Genomic DNA, 15,274 nt, shown 5'->3' with positions numbered 1-15,274 from the left:
TGCGCTATTTTTTCGAACAAAGGCCTTTAGACTGGACTCCAACGCACACTTGCCGAGGAGTTTCCGATGGGCCTTTTGATCGACGGCCGCTGGCATGACCAGTGGTACGAAAGCAGCAAAGACGGCGCCTTCCAGCGCGAACAGGCGCAACGCCGCAACTGGCTGACCGCCGACGGCAGGCCCGGCCCCAGCGGCGAAGGTGGTTTCAAGGCCGAAGCCGGGCGTTATCACCTTTACGTCTCCCTGGCCTGTCCCTGGGCCCACCGCACGCTGATCCTGCGCCAGCTCAAGGGCCTGGAAAAACTGATCGATGTGTCCGTGGTCAGTTGGCTGATGCTGGAAAATGGCTGGACCTTCGACAAGGCCTACGGCTCCAGCGGCGATAAGCTCGATAACCAGGCCTTCATGCACCAGCGCTACACCGCCGATACCACCGACTACACCGGCCGCGTGACCGTGCCGGTACTGTGGGACAAGCAGTTGCAACGCATCGTCAGCAATGAATCGTCGGAAATCATCCGCATGTTCAACAGCGCGTTCGATGGGCTGACCGGCAATCAGTTGGATTTCTATCCTGAAGCCTTGCGCCCGCAGATCGACAGCTGGAACGAGCGCATCTATCCGGCGCTGAACAACGGGGTCTATCGGGCTGGATTTGCGACGTCACAGGAGGCCTATGAAGCGGCCTTTGATGATGTGTTCGGTGAGTTGGAGCAGCTGGAACGGCATCTGGGGGAGAACCGTTATCTCGCCGGGGAATACCTGACTGAGGCGGATATACGACTGTTCACCACGCTGATCCGTTTCGATGCGGTGTACTACGGCCATTTCAAATGCAACCTGCGGCGGATTGCGGACTATCCGAACCTGTCAAGCTGGCTGCGGGAGCTGTATCAATGGCCCGGCGTGGCCGAGACGGTGGATTTTGCCCATATCAAGGGGCATTACTACGCCAGTCACCGGACCATCAATCCGACGGGAATTGTGCCCAAGGGACCGCAGCAGGATTTCACGGCCAAGCATGATCGCGAGCGGTTGGCGGGACGTGGGGTTTGGAAAAGCTGAGGGGCGCGCTGGAATCAGCACTTGAAAACGCCGCGCCCCTGTAGGAGCCCGCTTGCTGGCGATGGACATCAACAATAACACGGAGAATCTGGATCACCGCGCTGCTCTTGCGTTCATCGCCAGCAAGCTGGCTCCTACAGTAGAGGTTCGCGTCAACCGTAGGGATGGCGTCAAACCTGGGATTGAGCGCCTTCGAACCAGGCCAGCTTCTCACGCAACTGCACCACTTCCCCGACAATCACCAGCGTTGGTGCATGCACTTCATGCTCCGCCACCAGTTGCGGCAGGTTGGCCAAGGTGCCGGTAAACACCCGCTGATTGGCCGTGGTGCCCTGCTGGATCAAGGCCGCTGGGGTCTGCGCCGAACGACCATGGGCAATCAACTGCTCACAGATCACCGGCAACCCGACCAAGCCCATGTAAAACACCAAAGTCTGTGCCGGCGCCACCAGATCCGCCCACGGCAGATCCGTGGAGCCATCCTTCAAGTGCCCGGTGACAAAACGCACCGACTGCGCATAATCGCGATGGGTCAATGGAATCCCGGCATAAGCCGAGCAACCGCTGGCCGCGGTGATTCCTGGCACCACCTGGAACGGAATACCCTGGGCCGCCAGCTCCTCGATCTCTTCGCCACCACGGCCGAAGATAAACGGATCACCACCCTTCAGTCGCAGCACGCGCTTGCCCTGTTTCGCCAGATCCACCAACTGCTGGTTGATCTGGTCCTGAGGCACGGCGTGATCGGCGCGACGCTTGCCGACATAGATCCGGTCCGCATCGCGGCGGCACAATTCCAGAATCGCCGGCGCCACCAGGCGGTCATACAGCACCACATCCGCCTGCTGCATCAGGCGCAAGGCACGGAAGGTCAGCAGGTCCGGATCACCCGGCCCCGCGCCCACCAGATACACTTCGCCCGGCGCATTCGGCGCCGCACCGTTGATCTTATCCAGCAGCAGACGCTCGGCTTCGGCACCCTGCCCGGCCAGTTGGCGGTCGGCAATCGGGCCCTGGAACACCTCTTCCCAGAACGCCCGGCGCTGTTGCACACCCGGAAACAGACCTTTGACCTGGGTCCGGAAACGCGCGGCCAAACCGGCCAGTTGACCGTAGGTCGAGGGAATCCAGGTTTCCAACTTGGCCCGGATCAAGCGCGCCAGCACCGGCGCATCGCCGCCGCTGGACACCGCGATGATCAACGGCGAACGGTCGACAATCGCCGGGAAGATCACGCTGCACAAGGCCGGCGCATCCACCACATTGACCGGCACGCAGCGCCGATGGGCATCCGCCGAGACCTGGGCGTTGAGCGGCTCGTCGTCGGTGGCGGCAATGATCAGCCCGCAACCGTCGAGGTCGGTTTCAAGGTAACCGCGCAACAGCAACTCGCCGCCGCTGCCACTGACCAGCTCACGCAACTGGACCTCGACCTCGGGTGCGACAACCCGTAGCACCGCGCCAGCATCAGCCAGCAGGCGGGATTTGCGCAAGGCAATCTCCCCCCCACCGACCACCAGCACACGGCGGCCACGCAGGTTGTGGAACAGCGGCAGAAATTCCATTTAGCCGATGACCTCGATACCGCCCATGTACGGTTTGAGCACTGCCGGCACACGGATCGAACCGTCGGCCTGCTGGTAGTTTTCCAGCACCGCCACCAGCGTACGGCCCACGGCCAGGCCGGAACCGTTCAGGGTGTGCACCAACTCGGGCTTGCCGGTTTCCGGGTTGCGGAAACGCGCTTGCATGCGCCGGGCCTGGAAATCGCCGCAGTTGGAGCACGACGAGATTTCACGGTATTTGTCCTGACTCGGCACCCAGACTTCCAGGTCGTAGGTCTTCACGGCGCTAAAGCCCATGTCGCCGGTGCACAGCGCCAGGACACGGTACGGCAGCTCGAGCAGTTGCAGGACCTTCTCGGCGTTGGCGGTCAGGCCTTCCAGGGCTTGCATGGAGGTCGACGGCTCGACGATCTGGACCATCTCGACCTTGTCGAACTGGTGCTGGCGGATCATGCCGCGGGTATCACGCCCCGACGCGCCGGCTTCACTGCGGAAGCACGGGGTGTGGGCGACGAACTTCAGTGGCAGCAGTTTCGGATCGAGGATTTCGCCGGAAACGATATTGGTCAGCGACACTTCGGCGGTCGGGATCAGGTACAGGTCGGCTTCGCCTTCGCGGCTGATCTTGAACAGGTCTTCCTCGAACTTCGGCAACTGGCCGGTGCCCTGCAGGGCTGGCGCCTGGACCAGATAAGGCGTGTAGGCCTCTTCGTAGCCGTGCTCGTTGATATGCAGGTTGATCATGAACTGCGCCAGGGCGCGGTGCAGGCGCGCAATCGGACCGCGCAGCAGGGCGAAACGGGCACCGGAGAGCTTGGCGGCGGTTTCGAAATCCAGCCAGCCAAACTTCTCACCCAGGGCAACGTGGTCCTGGATCGGGAAATCGAAGGCGGTCGGCGTGCCCCAGCGGCGTACTTCGACGTTGCCCTCTTCGTCGGCACCGACCGGCACGGAGGCGTCGGGCAGGTTCGGAATATTCAGCAGAATCTGGTCCAGCTCGGACTGGATCGCATCCAGCGCGACCTTGCCTTCGCTCAACTCGGAGCCCATGGTTTCGACACTGGCCATCAACGGCGCGATGTCTTCGCCGCGCTGCTTGGCCTGACCGATACTCTTGGAAACCGCATTGCGCTCGGCCTGCAATTGTTCGGTGCGGGTCTGCACCACCTTGCGCTGGTTTTCCAGCGCTTCGATGCGTGCCACATCGAGGCTGAAGCCACGGGAGGCCAGGCGATCCGCTACGTCCTGAAGGTTGCTACGTAACAGTTTGGAATCGAGCATGTCGGTTTCTCGTTATCAGAGTTTGGTCAAGGACAGGCCGGCCCAGGTCGCGAGCAGCCCGCCGAATACGCTGAGGGCCGTATAGCCCAGGGCAGTGAGCACCTGCCCGCTTTCCAGCAGGCGCACCGTATCCAGTGAAAAGGATGAAAATGTGGTCAGGCCGCCGACAAATCCCACGATCAAACCGGCGCGGATCTCAACCGGCACCTCGGGGCGCAGCAAAAACAGGCCGTAGAGCACGCCAATCACCAGGCAGCCCACGATATTAACGGCCAATGTCGCGCTATAGAAGTGCCGCGGCCAATTGGCGTTGACCAGGTTGCCGGCGGCGAAGCGTGCCAGGGTGCCGATAATACCGGCAACGGAGACGGCAAGGACCGTACGGATCAAGGTTTTCTCCGTTGCCGCGGGCTGTTGCGGTCGAGGATCGCCAGGTGGTTGAGCTTTTCGCCGATCTTCAGTTCCAGCCCGCGAGGCACTGGCTGGTAGAACGGCTGGGGCGCCAGTTCTTCGGGAAAATAGTCCTCGCCCGCCGCATAGGCCTCGGGCTCGTCATGGGCGTAGCGGTATTCGTCGCCGTAGCCCAGCTGTTTCATCAGCTTGGTCGGCGCATTGCGCAAGTGCAATGGCACTTCCAGCGAGCCATGCTCGGCGGCGCTGCGCATGGCGGCCTTGAAGCCCATATAGACCGCGTTGCTTTTCGGCGCGCAAGCCAGGTAGGTGATGGCCTGGGCCACCGCCAATTCGCCTTCGGGGCTGCCGAGCCGCTCCTGCACATCCCAGGCCGCCAGGCACAGGCTCAGGGCCCGGGGGTCGGCGTTGCCGATGTCTTCGCTGGCCATGCGCACCACCCGGCGGGCCAGGTAGAGCGGGTCGCAACCGCCATCGAGCATGCGTGCGAACCAGTACAGGGCGCCATCGGGATTCGAACCGCGCACCGACTTGTGCAGCGCGGAAATCTGATCGTAGAAGGCCTCGCCGCCCTTGTCGAAACGCCGACGGGTATCACCCAGCAAGCTTTGCAGCAGCTCGACGCCGATTTCCTCGCCGTCTTCGGCCAGGTCCGAGGCGTTTTCCAGCAGGTTGAGCAGCCGCCGGCCATCGCCGTCGGCCGCCGACAACAGCATCTTGAAGCCTTCTTCGCCCAGGCTCAGTTGGCGCTTGCCGAGGCCGCGCTCTTCGCTCAAGGCACGCTGCACCAGCTTGTTCAGCGCCACCTCGTCGAGGCTTTTCAGGACATAGACCCGCGCCCGGGAGAGCAAAGCGTTGTTCAGTTCGAACGAGGGGTTTTCAGTGGTGGCGCCGATAAAGATCAGCGTGCCGTCTTCCACATACGGGAGGAAGGCGTCCTGCTGGGACTTGTTGAAACGGTGCACTTCGTCGACGAACAGGATGGTGCGCTTGCCGTACTGCCCGGCCTGTTGCTTGGCGACTTCCACCGCCTGGCGGATCTCCTTGACCCCGGCCAATACCGCCGAGACGGTTTCGAAATGGGCGTCCGAGACTTCCGCCAGCAATCGCGCCAGGGTGGTCTTGCCCACCCCCGGCGGGCCCCAGAAGATCATCGAATGCAGCGCGCCCTGCTCCAGGGCTTCGCGCAATGGCTTGCCACGAGCCAGCAGATGCTCCTGGCCGACGTACTCATCCAGGTTGGTCGCGCGTAAACGGGCGGCCAGTGGCTGGGCAATCGGGGCACGGCTGAACAGGTCCATGGCGGGCGTCTGAAACCTCTTATTCCTGGATCACGTCCGCACCCTTGGGGATGTCGAACTTGAACTTGGCGGCATCGATGGGTTCATTGGCCTTGACCCCGGTGAACAGCAGGTTGGTGCGCTGGCCGACGCTGTCGACCAGTTGCATGTCATTGATCAGGCCATTGCGGAACGACAGACGCAGGCTGTCGAACAGGGTGTCCTTGGTTTTCGGCTTGAGGACGAAGTCGATCACCCCGCCGGCTTCCTTGGCACTGATATCGAAGCTTTCGCTGATCTTGGAGACATCACCGGACAGCAACAGAGCCGGCGTCTGGGTCAGGCGCAGGTCAAGCTTCTTGATGGTGACCTGTTCCAGATCCGGGTCCCAGAGGGTGACCTTCTGGCCATCGGAGATCATGGTCTGCTCCTGCGGCGCATCGGTGTGCCAGTAGAACAGGCCCGGGCGCTTGAGGGTCATTTCGCCAGCGGTTTCCTGCAGCTGGGTACCGCTGCCGTCCAGGGTCAACTGCGAGAAACGCGCGGTGAGGGTCTGGGATTTTTCGAGCAACTGGGTCAAACGTGCCACGTCCTTCGGATCGGCGTGGGCCGACAGCGTGGTCAGGGCCAGAACCGGCAGCAACAGCATGCGGATAAAACGCATGGGAATCCTCATTGAACTCATTGAAAAGGCGCGCCGCGTGAACCCACGCGGCACGGATCAGTCGCGCGACGGCCCGGGGGCGAGTACTTCACGCGAGCCGTTGGTGTTCATGGCGGTCACGACCCCGGCCATTTCCATGGACTCGATCATGCGGGCGGCCCGGTTGTAGCCAATCTTCAGCTTGCGTTGGACCGCGGAAATCGAGGCCCGACGGCTTTCCAGGACGAACTGTACCGCTTCATCGTAGAGCGCGTCGGTTTCGGCGTCGTCGCTATCGCCACCACCGCTGCCGCCGTCGAAGCCGCTGCCGGCCTCTTCGACGCCATTGAGGATGTCGTCGTTGTATTCCGGTGCACCGCGCAGTTTCCAGGCTTCCACCACCCGGTGGACCTCATCGTCGGAGACAAAGGCGCCATGCACGCGAATCGGCAGGCTGGTGCCCGGCGGCATGTAGAGCATGTCACCGTGACCGAGCAATTGCTCGGCGCCGCCCTGGTCGATGATGGTCCGCGAGTCGATCTTGCTCGACACCTGGAAGGCCATGCGGGTCGGGATGTTGGCCTTGATCAGGCCGGTGATCACGTCCACCGACGGCCGCTGGGTCGCGAGGATCAGGTGGATACCGGCGGCCCGGGCCTTCTGGGCGATACGGGCGATGAGTTCTTCGACCTTCTTGCCGACGATCATCATCATGTCGGCGAATTCGTCGACCACCACCACGATGGTCGGCAGCTTCACCAACAACGGCGCTTCATCGTGGATGCTTTCGCGGTTGTACAGCGGGTCGGTCAGCGGCGTGCCGGCTTCCTGGGCTTCCTTGACCTTGTGGTTGAAGCCCGACAGGTTACGCACGCCCATCTTGGCCATCAGCTTGTAGCGCCGTTCCATCTCGGCGACGCTCCAGCGCAGGGCGTTGGCGGCGTCCTTCATGTCGGTGACTACCGGGCAAAGCAGGTGCGGAATGCCTTCGTAGATCGACAGTTCGAGCATTTTCGGGTCGATCATGATCAGCTTGGCGTCTTCCGGACCGGACTTGAACAGGATCGACAGGATCATCGCGTTCACACCCACCGACTTACCGGAACCGGTGGTACCGGCCACCAGCAGATGCGGCATCTTCGCCAGGTCGGTGATGACCGGCTTGCCGCCGATATCGTGGCCCAGGGCCAGGGTGACCGGGGATTTCGCGTCGTCGTATTCCGGGGTTGAGAGCACTTCGGAGAAACGCACGATCTGGCGGTCCTCGTTGGGAATCTCGATGCCCACGGTGGTCTTGCCGGGAATGACTTCCACCACCCGCACGCTGGTCACCGCCAGCGAACGCGCCAGGTCCTTGGCCAGGTTGGAGATCCGACTGACCTTCACCCCCGCCGCCGGTTGAATCTCGTAACGGGTAATCACCGGACCCGGGTGGATAGAGTCCACCGAGACTTCGACGCCGAATTCCTTGAGCTTGATTTCCAACAGATGGCCGACGGCCGCCAGGGATTCCGGCGAGTAATTGAGCTGCTTCTTTTCCGCCGGATCGAGGATCGAGATCGGCGGCAAGGTGCCCTCCACCGCGCTGTCGACGAACAACGGCGCCTGTTTCTCTTTCTCCACGCGCTTGCTCTGCTGCACCGGTTTCACCGGTGCCGGGGCAATCACCGGCGGTATCTGCTTCTCGCGCTCGGACATGTGCTTGCTCAGGGCCTGCTCGCGCTCGATCAGGCGCTCCTTGACCTTGGCCTGCTCGCGCTTGTCGGGGACGCTCGGCGCCACCACATCGTGAACGCGGTCGTCGACTTCACGCAGTTGCGCCACCAGTTGCTTGCGCTCGACCCGGGCCGACCACCAACGATTCAGCGCGCCCTGGAACAGTTCGAACAGGTCCAGGGTGATCTTGCCGGTGACGTCCATGACCTTGAACCAGGAGAGGTCGGTGAATACTGTCAGGCCGAACAGGAACAAGGCGATGAACAACAGCGTACTGCCCTGGATGTTCAGGGCGTTTTTCGCCAGGTTACCGAGGCTTTCGCCCAAGGCACCGCCAGCGCCCGCCGGCAGGCCGAAGGGCTGATGGAAATGGATATGGGCCAGCGCGGCCCCGGACAGCACCAGGAACACCAGGCCGATCAGCCGCCAGGAAAACAGCCAGCCGCTCCATTGCCAGGGTTCGTGGCGCTGACGGAAGATCTGGTAGGTCTTGATCGCCAGCAGCAAGGGGAACACGTAGGCGAAATAACCCAGCACCATGAACAGGATGTCGGCGCTGTAGGAACCCGCGGGACCGCCGAAGTTCTGCACGTTATCGATCTTGCTGTTGTGGCTCCAGCCCGGATCGTCCTTGCCATAGGTCAGCAAGGCCATCATCAGGAACAGGCACAACGCGCCGATAGCGATCAGCGCACCTTCCTTGAGGCGATAATGCAGTTGCTGCCGCCAGAGCGGAACGACTGCTTTAGAGGGTGTGGCGGTGGATTTCTTCAAAATGATTCACTGTTTCATTACATAACCGGCATTGTACGGATTTGTCCGCCCGATGCCACGCTGTCACCGCATGGGTGTAGCATAACCGACAGCACTTTTCACGCGGTTCAATTTGAGCACGCATTCTCTTTTGTGACAAAGGCTTATGAGGTGTTTTATGAGCGCAACCAAGCATTCACGCCTGATCATCCTGGGTTCCGGCCCTGCCGGTTACAGCGCGGCCGTTTACGCCGCTCGCGCCAACCTCAAGCCTTTGGTCATTACTGGCCTGCAAGCCGGCGGTCAATTGACCACCACTATCGAGGTCGACAACTGGCCCGGCGATGTCGAAGGCCTGACCGGGCCGGTGCTGATGGAGCGCATGCAAAAACACGCCGAGCGTTTCGACACCGAGATCGTCTATGACCACATCCACACCGCCAAGTTGCAGCAGCGCCCGTTTATCCTCGAGGGCGACAGCGGTATTTATACCTGCGACGCCTTGATTATCGCCACTGGCGCCTCGGCGCAGTACCTCGGCCTGCCGTCCGAGGAGGCCTTTGCCGGCAAGGGCGTGTCGGCCTGCGCGACCTGTGACGGTTTTTTCTACCGCAACCAGGTGGTGGCGGTGGTCGGCGGCGGCAATACCGCGGTCGAGGAGGCCCTGTACCTGGCCAATATCGCCAAGGAAGTGCACCTGGTGCATCGCCGGGACAAGCTGCGCTCGGAGAAGATTCTCCAGGACAAGCTCTTCGAGAAAGCCGCCAACGGCAATATCCGCCTGCACTGGAACGAGAATCTGGATGAGGTGCTGGGCGATGCCAGCGGCGTCACCGGCGCCCGCCTGCGCCATAGCGACACCGGCGAAACCCGCGAACTGCCGCTGACCGGGGTGTTTATCGCCATCGGCCATAAGCCCAACACCGATTTGTTCGAGGGCCAGTTGAGCATGCACAACGGCTATCTACGGGTGCAAGGCGGCAGCGAGGGCAATGCCACGGCGACGGAAATCCCCGGGGTGTTCGCCGCCGGCGATGTGGCCGACCATGTCTATCGCCAGGCCGTTACCTCGGCCGGTGCCGGCTGCATGGCGGCACTGGACGCCGAGAAGTTCCTGGACGATAACTGAACCTGTAGGCGCTGCGCTGACTTGCCAGCGATGACAATGGTGAATGTCACATCGCAATCGCTGGCAAGCCAGCGCCTACAGGTTGCGTAGCGCCAACAAGACCGCCCTCCCCTCCTCTGCCCAAGCCTGAATCCCATGCTGACCTGGTTACAACGCAACTCTCTAAGCTTCCCGCCCCTGGCCAAGGCCATGCGCGAACCCAACGGTCTGCTGGCCGCCGGTGGCGACCTGTCCGCCGATCGGCTGGTCCAGGCCTACCGCCATGGCTGCTTCCCGTGGTTTTCCGAAGGCCAGCCGATCCTCTGGTGGTCGCCGGACCCGCGCACCGTGCTGTTTCCCGACGAACTGCATGTGTCCCGCAGCCTGAACAAACTGTTGCGCCAGCAACGCTACCAGGTCACCTTCGACCGCGATTTCGCCGCCGTGATCCGCGCCTGCGCCGCCCCACGGGACTATGCCGACGGCACGTGGATCACCGAAGCCATGCAAAACGCTTATCTGCAGCTGCACGAGCGCGGTTTCGCCCACTCGGTGGAGGTCTGGGACAATGAGCAACTGGTGGGCGGCCTCTACGGCCTGGCAATGGGCCAGCTGTTTTTCGGCGAATCCATGTTCAGCCGTGCCGACAACGCCTCGAAATTCGGTTTCGCCACCCTGGTCCGACACCTCAAGGCCGCGGGTTTCGTCCTGATCGACTGCCAGATGCCCACCGACCACCTGCACAGCCTCGGCGCCCGGGCCATTCCCCGCGACGACTTCGCCCGCTACCTGAGCGAACACCTGGACCAGCCCAACAGCGCGACCTGGGTGCCCTGACCCGTTACGATCAGGTAACCTTCACACAGCGCCTAGGCGACTTTTCCCAGGCTGGCTTACACTTGATTCAATGTAATTGAAAGCTTATTCCGAGGGTCGATCATGACCGAGCTGGCGCGCTTGAAGTTTTATGCCACTCAACCCCACTCTTGCAGTTATCTGCCCGAAGAGCAGGCCACCACGCTGTTCCTCGACCCTAGCCAGCCCATGGATGTGCATGTCTACGCAGACCTGTCGGAAATGGGCTTCCGTCGTAGCGGCGACCACCTGTACCGCCCCCACTGCCAGAACTGCAACGCCTGCGTGCCGGCGCGGATTCCCGTGGCGCAGTTCCAGCCCGATCGCCAGCAGAAACGCATTTTCAAACGCAACACCGAGCTCAAGGTCAAGGCCGTCAAGCCAGGATTCAGCGAGGAATACTTCGATCTGTACCAACGTTATATCGAACAACGCCACGCCGATGGCGACATGTTCCCACCCAGTCGCGACCAGTTTTCCACCTTTCTGGTACGTGACCTGCCGTTCTCGCGCTTCTATGAGTTCCGCCTGGAGGGACGCCTGCTGGCCGTGGCCGTCACCGACCTGCTGCCTAACGGTTTGTCGGCGGTCTACACCTTCTACGAGCCCGCTGAGGAGCGGCGCAGCCTGGGGCGCTACGCTATCCTCTGGCAGATCGGCGAAGCGCAGCGGCTGGGCCTGGAAGCGGTCTACCTCGGCTATTGGATCAAGAACTGCAAGAAGATGAACTACAAGACCCAATATCGGCCGATCGAACTGCTGATCAACCAGCGCTGGGTCACCCTCAGTTAAAGCGCCGGTCCCGGCGCAATCGAACTGTATTTCCCAGGCCAGTACTAACCCCTTGGCGTGAACCCCCTTTTTCGGGCACAATGCACGCCGCTTTTGCCTGGCGCAGTTGCACCGGGCCATTCACTGGACACCGAGGGCTTTACTGCATGTCGAAAGAAGACAGCTTCGAAATGGAAGGCACTGTCGTCGACACCCTGCCGAATACCATGTTTCGCGTGGAATTGGAAAATGGGCACGTCGTAACCGCGCATATCTCCGGAAAAATGCGCAAGAACTACATTCGTATTCTCACCGGTGACAAAGTGCGCGTCGAGCTGACGCCCTACGACTTGAGCAAAGGGCGCATCACTTACCGCGCCCGCTAAGCAAGTCGATACAAAAACGCCCGGCATCGCCGGGCGTTTTTGTTTGTGTGCACTTTAGGGACTGACGCCCCTCTTTTGTGGGAGCCGGCTTGCCGGCGATGGAACCCTTGAATCCTGCATTGATCTCAGGGACGCCGTCGCCGGCAAGCCGGCTCCCACAGAAGACGCGGTGTTTTCAAAATCACAGACACAACAAAGGCGCCAGAAGGCGCCTTTGTTGTGTTTGCAGGACCTACATCACGCCATTTCAGCCGTGGTTTCGAACTCGAAAGTCAGCTCGCCATCCTTGATGTCGATGTGCACCACACCGCCATGGTCGGACAACTCGCCGAACAGGATCTCCTCGGCCAATGGCCGCTTGATCTTGTCCTGGATCAGACGCGCCATTGGACGTGCGCCCATTGCCGCGTCGTAACCACTCTCCGCCAGCCAACTGCGTGCCGCATCGGTGACTTCCAGCTGCACGCGCTTGTCTTCCAGCTGCGCCTGAAGTTCGGTAAGGAACTTGTCCACCACGCTCTTGATGACCTCATGACTGAGGCGACCAAACTGGATAATGGTGTCCAGACGGTTGCGGAACTCCGGCGTGAAGCTCTTCTTGATCACTTCCATGGCATCGGAAGAGTGATCCTGGTGCGCGAAGCCGATCGACGCACGCGCCGCGGTCTCGGCACCGGCGTTGGTGGTCATGATCACGATCACGTTGCGGAAATCCGCCTTGCGCCCGTTGTTGTCGGTCAGGGTCCCGTGGTCCATCACCTGCAACAGCAGGTTGAAGACTTCCGGGTGAGCCTTCTCGATTTCATCGAGCAGCAGGACGCAATGCGGTTGCTTGGTGATGGCCTCGGTCAGCAGGCCGCCCTGGTCGAAACCGACATAGCCCGGAGGCGCACCGATCAGACGCGATACGGTGTGCCGCTCCATGTACTCGGACATGTCGAAGCGCACCAGCTCGATCCCCATCGCCTTGGCCAACTGCCGGGCCGCTTCGGTCTTGCCGACACCGGTGGGACCGGCGAACAGGAACGAACCGACCGGCTTGTCCGGCGACTTCAACCCGGCACGGGACAGCTTGATGGCGGTCGACAACGAGTCGATGGCCGCATCCTGGCCGAACACGGTGAGTTTCAGGTCGCGTTCCAGGTTACGTAGCAGTTCCTTGTCGGAGCTGGTGACGTGTTTTGGCGGAATCCGCGCGATCTTCGCCACGATGTCCTCGACCTGTGCAACCTCGATACGCTTGACCCGTTTCTCGATCGGTTGCAGGCGCTGATAGGCCCCCGCCTCGTCGATCACGTCGATGGCCTTGTCCGGCATGTGCCGGTCATTGATATAACGCGACGCCAGTTCGGCGGCGGCGCGCAAGGCCTCGTCGCTGTACTCGATGTTGTGGTGCTGCTCGAAACGCCCTTTCAGGCCGCGCAGGATGCCGATGGTGTCTTCCACCGAAGGCTCGGACACGTCGACCTTCTGGAAGCGCCGCGCCAGGGCCCGGTCCTTCTCGAAGATGCCGCGAAACTCCTGGAAGGTGGTCGAACCGATGCAGCGGATATCACCCGAGGAGAGCAACGGCTTGAGCAGGTTCGAGGCATCCATGACGCCACCGGAAGCGGCACCCGCACCAATGATGGTGTGGATTTCGTCGATGAACAGGATCGCCTGCGGACGTTTTTTCAGCTCGCCGAGCAGCGCCTTGAAGCGCTTCTCGAAATCGCCACGGTATTTGGTACCGGCCAGCAAGGCACCGAGGTCGAGGGAATAGACCACGCTGTTGGCCAGCAGGTCCGGCACCTGGTTGTCGACGATGCGCTTGGCCAGGCCTTCGGCGATGGCTGTCTTGCCCACGCCCGCCTCGCCCACCAGCAACGGGTTGTTCTTGCGCCGACGCGCGAGGATCTGCGCCACGCGCTCGACTTCCAGCTCACGCCCGACCAGCGGATCGATACGACCCTGGCGCGCCAGTTCGTTCAGATTGCTGGCGTAAGCGTCCAGTGGATTGCCTGAAGATGAAGACTCACCGCCCTCTTCGTCCTGCATGTCTTGCTCGCCTTCGGAGTGATCGCCGTGCCCGGGCACCTTGGAGATGCCATGGGCGATGTAGTTGACGACATCGATACGCGCCACGCTTTGTTGCTTGAGCAGGAAGACCGCCTGGCTTTCCTGCTCGCTGAAGATCGCGACCAGCACGTTGGCGCCCGTCACTTCACGCTTACCGGAACTCTGCACATGGAAAACGGCACGCTGCAGGACACGCTGGAAGCCCAGAGTCGGCTGGGTTTCGCGATCCTCGTCATGAACGGGGATCAGCGGCGTGGTGGAGTCGATGAACTCCTGCAGGTCGTGCTTGAGTTTATCGAGATTGGCGCCACAGGCACGCAGGACGGTGGCGGCAGCCTCATTGTCCAAAAGGGCCAGCAGCAGGTGCTCGACGGTCATGAATTCATGACGCTTCGAGCGAGCCTCCTTGAAGGCAAGATTGAGGGTGACTTCGAGTTCGCGGTTTAACATAGTTCACCTCATACCCAAGTGGTCGGCATTAACCGTCCTTCTCGATTTCACAGAGTAGCGGATGCTGGCTTTCCCTAGCGTACTGGTTGACCTGCATGGCCTTGGTCTCGGCGATGTCGCGGGTAAACACTCCACATACTGCCCGTCCTTCTGTGTGGACGGCCAGCATGACCTTGGTCGCCAGCTCGCGATTCAGGTTAAAAAACACCTCGAGCACTTCGACGACGAAATCCATCGGTGTGTAGTCATCGTTGAACAAAACCACCTTGTACATCGGCGGCGCCTGCAACGCGGGCTTGGATTCCTGTACTGCAATACCCGCGGAATCGTCGTCGTGGGAATCCGGGCGATCCTGATTGAATGTTAGTCGAATCTGGCTGATTGCATGCATGGAAAGAAAGGTTCGTCAGTTGAGCAATTGCAGTGATGGGGACGCGGTGGACAGATTTCAATACTGACCGCCAGGTCACCTTGACTATCGGCAAAACGGTGTTACAACCAATAGAGCCCACAGTGGGTAATAAAGGTCCATACCGTCAACCGTTTTTCTGGTTCACGCAGTGAAGGATGAACTGGATGATACTCCAGTGATGGGGTCGTTTGCAGAGGGATATGAGCATGCTGAGTGGTAAAGTCAAGTGGTTCAACAATGCCAAGGGCTACGGCTTCATCATTGAAGAAGGCAAGAGTGAAGACCTGTTCGCCCATTACTCGGCCATCCAGATGGATGGCTATAAAACCCTTAAGGCTGGCCAGGCAGTAAGCTTTGAGATCATCCAGGGCCCCAAGGGCTTGCATGCGGTCAACATCCGGCAGTTGGTGACTGCTGCCGCGCCTGCTGCCAAACCGCAGAACGTTGCAGCACAGGCCCCCACAGCCAGAGTCTGAAAGCCACACACGTCCAGATAACGAAACGCCCGACCCAATCACTT

14 protein-coding genes are annotated in these 15,274 nt (G+C 61.1%); 6 read left to right on the top strand and 8 right to left on the bottom strand.

The features are described 5' to 3' along the window. Nucleotides 1-66 precede the first annotated feature (66 nt). On the top strand, nt 67-1,065 hold the full coding sequence (locus tag AC07VG_RS09400; protein ID WP_495003649.1) for a glutathione S-transferase family protein: 999 nt from the start codon (nt 67-69) through the stop codon (nt 1,063-1,065). A gap of 170 nt (nt 1,066-1,235) precedes the next feature. On the opposite strand, the gene cysG is transcribed toward AC07VG_RS09400, so the two are convergent. Genes cysG through AC07VG_RS09370 form a run of 6 tightly spaced genes read right to left on the bottom strand, consistent with a single transcriptional unit; the run spans nt 1,236 to nt 8,735 of the window. Then, on the bottom strand, nt 1,236-2,630 hold the full coding sequence (gene cysG, locus AC07VG_RS09395; protein WP_495003650.1) for a siroheme synthase CysG: 1,395 nt from the start codon (nt 2,628-2,630) through the stop codon (nt 1,236-1,238). Next, nucleotides 2,631-3,911 carry a serine--tRNA ligase gene (serS, locus tag AC07VG_RS09390; RefSeq protein ID WP_495003651.1) on the bottom strand — a complete coding sequence of 427 codons (1,281 nt, stop codon included), beginning with the start codon at nt 3,909-3,911 and terminating at the stop codon, nt 2,631-2,633. Between the two features lie 15 nt (nt 3,912-3,926). Continuing rightward, nucleotides 3,927-4,301, bottom strand: coding sequence for a fluoride efflux transporter CrcB (crcB, locus tag AC07VG_RS09385; protein WP_495003652.1), 375 nt, complete (start codon nt 4,299-4,301; stop codon nt 3,927-3,929). Further along, complete coding sequence (locus tag AC07VG_RS09380; protein WP_495003653.1) at nt 4,298-5,623, bottom strand: replication-associated recombination protein A; 1,326 nt, start codon at nt 5,621-5,623, stop codon at nt 4,298-4,300. The genes crcB and AC07VG_RS09380 overlap by 4 nt, the downstream gene beginning before the upstream one ends. Before the next feature lie 19 nt (nt 5,624-5,642). After that, on the bottom strand, nt 5,643-6,266 hold the full coding sequence (gene lolA / locus AC07VG_RS09375) for an outer membrane lipoprotein periplasmic chaperone LolA (protein WP_495003654.1): 624 nt from the start codon (nt 6,264-6,266) through the stop codon (nt 5,643-5,645). 57 nt (nt 6,267-6,323) lie between these two features. Next, nucleotides 6,324-8,735 (bottom strand): DNA translocase FtsK, encoded by a 2,412-nt coding sequence (locus AC07VG_RS09370; RefSeq protein ID WP_495003655.1) that lies wholly within the window; start codon nt 8,733-8,735, stop codon nt 6,324-6,326. 157 nt (nt 8,736-8,892) lie between these two features. Here AC07VG_RS09370 and trxB point away from each other — a divergent pair, with 157 nt between their 5' ends. The 4 genes from trxB to infA all read left to right on the top strand — a co-directional run bounded on the left by trxB (nt 8,893) and on the right by infA (nt 11,834). Beyond that, nucleotides 8,893-9,843, top strand: a complete 951-nt coding sequence (gene trxB / locus AC07VG_RS09365; protein ID WP_495003656.1) for a thioredoxin-disulfide reductase — start codon at nt 8,893-8,895, stop codon at nt 9,841-9,843. 135 nt (nt 9,844-9,978) lie between these two features. Beyond that, nucleotides 9,979-10,659 (top strand): leucyl/phenylalanyl-tRNA--protein transferase, encoded by a 681-nt coding sequence (gene aat, locus AC07VG_RS09360; protein ID WP_495003657.1) that lies wholly within the window; start codon nt 9,979-9,981, stop codon nt 10,657-10,659. A 102-nt stretch (nt 10,660-10,761) separates the two neighbouring features. Further along, entirely contained in the window at nt 10,762-11,469 is a 708-nt protein-coding gene (locus tag AC07VG_RS09355; RefSeq protein WP_495003658.1) for an arginyltransferase, read from the top strand. A gap of 146 nt (nt 11,470-11,615) precedes the next feature. After that, nucleotides 11,616-11,834, top strand: a complete 219-nt coding sequence (gene infA, locus AC07VG_RS09350; protein ID WP_002553999.1) for a translation initiation factor IF-1 — start codon at nt 11,616-11,618, stop codon at nt 11,832-11,834. A gap of 237 nt (nt 11,835-12,071) precedes the next feature. On the opposite strand, the gene clpA is transcribed toward infA, so the two are convergent. After that, on the bottom strand, nt 12,072-14,342 hold the full coding sequence (clpA, locus tag AC07VG_RS09345; RefSeq protein WP_248800039.1) for an ATP-dependent Clp protease ATP-binding subunit ClpA: 2,271 nt from the start codon (nt 14,340-14,342) through the stop codon (nt 12,072-12,074). 28 nt (nt 14,343-14,370) lie between these two features. Beyond that, nucleotides 14,371-14,733, bottom strand: coding sequence for an ATP-dependent Clp protease adapter ClpS (gene clpS, locus AC07VG_RS09340; protein WP_040069302.1), 363 nt, complete (start codon nt 14,731-14,733; stop codon nt 14,371-14,373). 227 nt (nt 14,734-14,960) lie between these two features. Between clpS and cspD the strand changes: the two genes are divergently transcribed. Continuing rightward, a complete protein-coding gene (gene cspD / locus AC07VG_RS09335) occupies nt 14,961-15,230 on the top strand; it encodes a cold shock domain-containing protein CspD (protein ID WP_495003659.1) in 270 nt (89 codons plus the stop codon). Nucleotides 15,231-15,274 lie beyond the last annotated feature (44 nt).

Source organism: Pseudomonas sp. GW821-FHT03C07 (assembly GCF_059420925.1).
The sequence above is the reverse complement of the archived record's forward strand: the minus strand, read 5'-3'. Positions and strand labels throughout refer to the sequence as shown.

Bases quoted from the DNA above. Each gene is read 5' to 3' on its own strand.
- AC07VG_RS09400 (WP_495003649.1), top strand. From the start codon at position 67: ATGGGCCTTTTGATCGACGGCCGCTGGCATGACCAGTGGTACGAAAGC.
- cysG (WP_495003650.1), bottom strand. From the start codon at position 2,630: ATGGAATTTCTGCCGCTGTTCCACAACCTGCGTGGCCGCCGTGTGCTG.
- serS (WP_495003651.1), bottom strand. From the start codon at position 3,911: ATGCTCGATTCCAAACTGTTACGTAGCAACCTTCAGGACGTAGCGGAT.
- AC07VG_RS09380 (WP_495003653.1), bottom strand. From the start codon at position 5,623: ATGGACCTGTTCAGCCGTGCCCCGATTGCCCAGCCACTGGCCGCCCGT.
- lolA (WP_495003654.1), bottom strand. From the start codon at position 6,266: ATGCGTTTTATCCGCATGCTGTTGCTGCCGGTTCTGGCCCTGACCACG.
- trxB (WP_495003656.1), top strand. From the start codon at position 8,893: ATGAGCGCAACCAAGCATTCACGCCTGATCATCCTGGGTTCCGGCCCT.
- aat (WP_495003657.1), top strand. From the start codon at position 9,979: ATGCTGACCTGGTTACAACGCAACTCTCTAAGCTTCCCGCCCCTGGCC.
- AC07VG_RS09355 (WP_495003658.1), top strand. From the start codon at position 10,762: ATGACCGAGCTGGCGCGCTTGAAGTTTTATGCCACTCAACCCCACTCT.
- infA (WP_002553999.1), top strand. From the start codon at position 11,616: ATGTCGAAAGAAGACAGCTTCGAAATGGAAGGCACTGTCGTCGACACC.
- clpA (WP_248800039.1), bottom strand. From the start codon at position 14,342: ATGTTAAACCGCGAACTCGAAGTCACCCTCAATCTTGCCTTCAAGGAG.
- clpS (WP_040069302.1), bottom strand. From the start codon at position 14,733: ATGCATGCAATCAGCCAGATTCGACTAACATTCAATCAGGATCGCCCG.
- cspD (WP_495003659.1), top strand. From the start codon at position 14,961: ATGCTGAGTGGTAAAGTCAAGTGGTTCAACAATGCCAAGGGCTACGGC.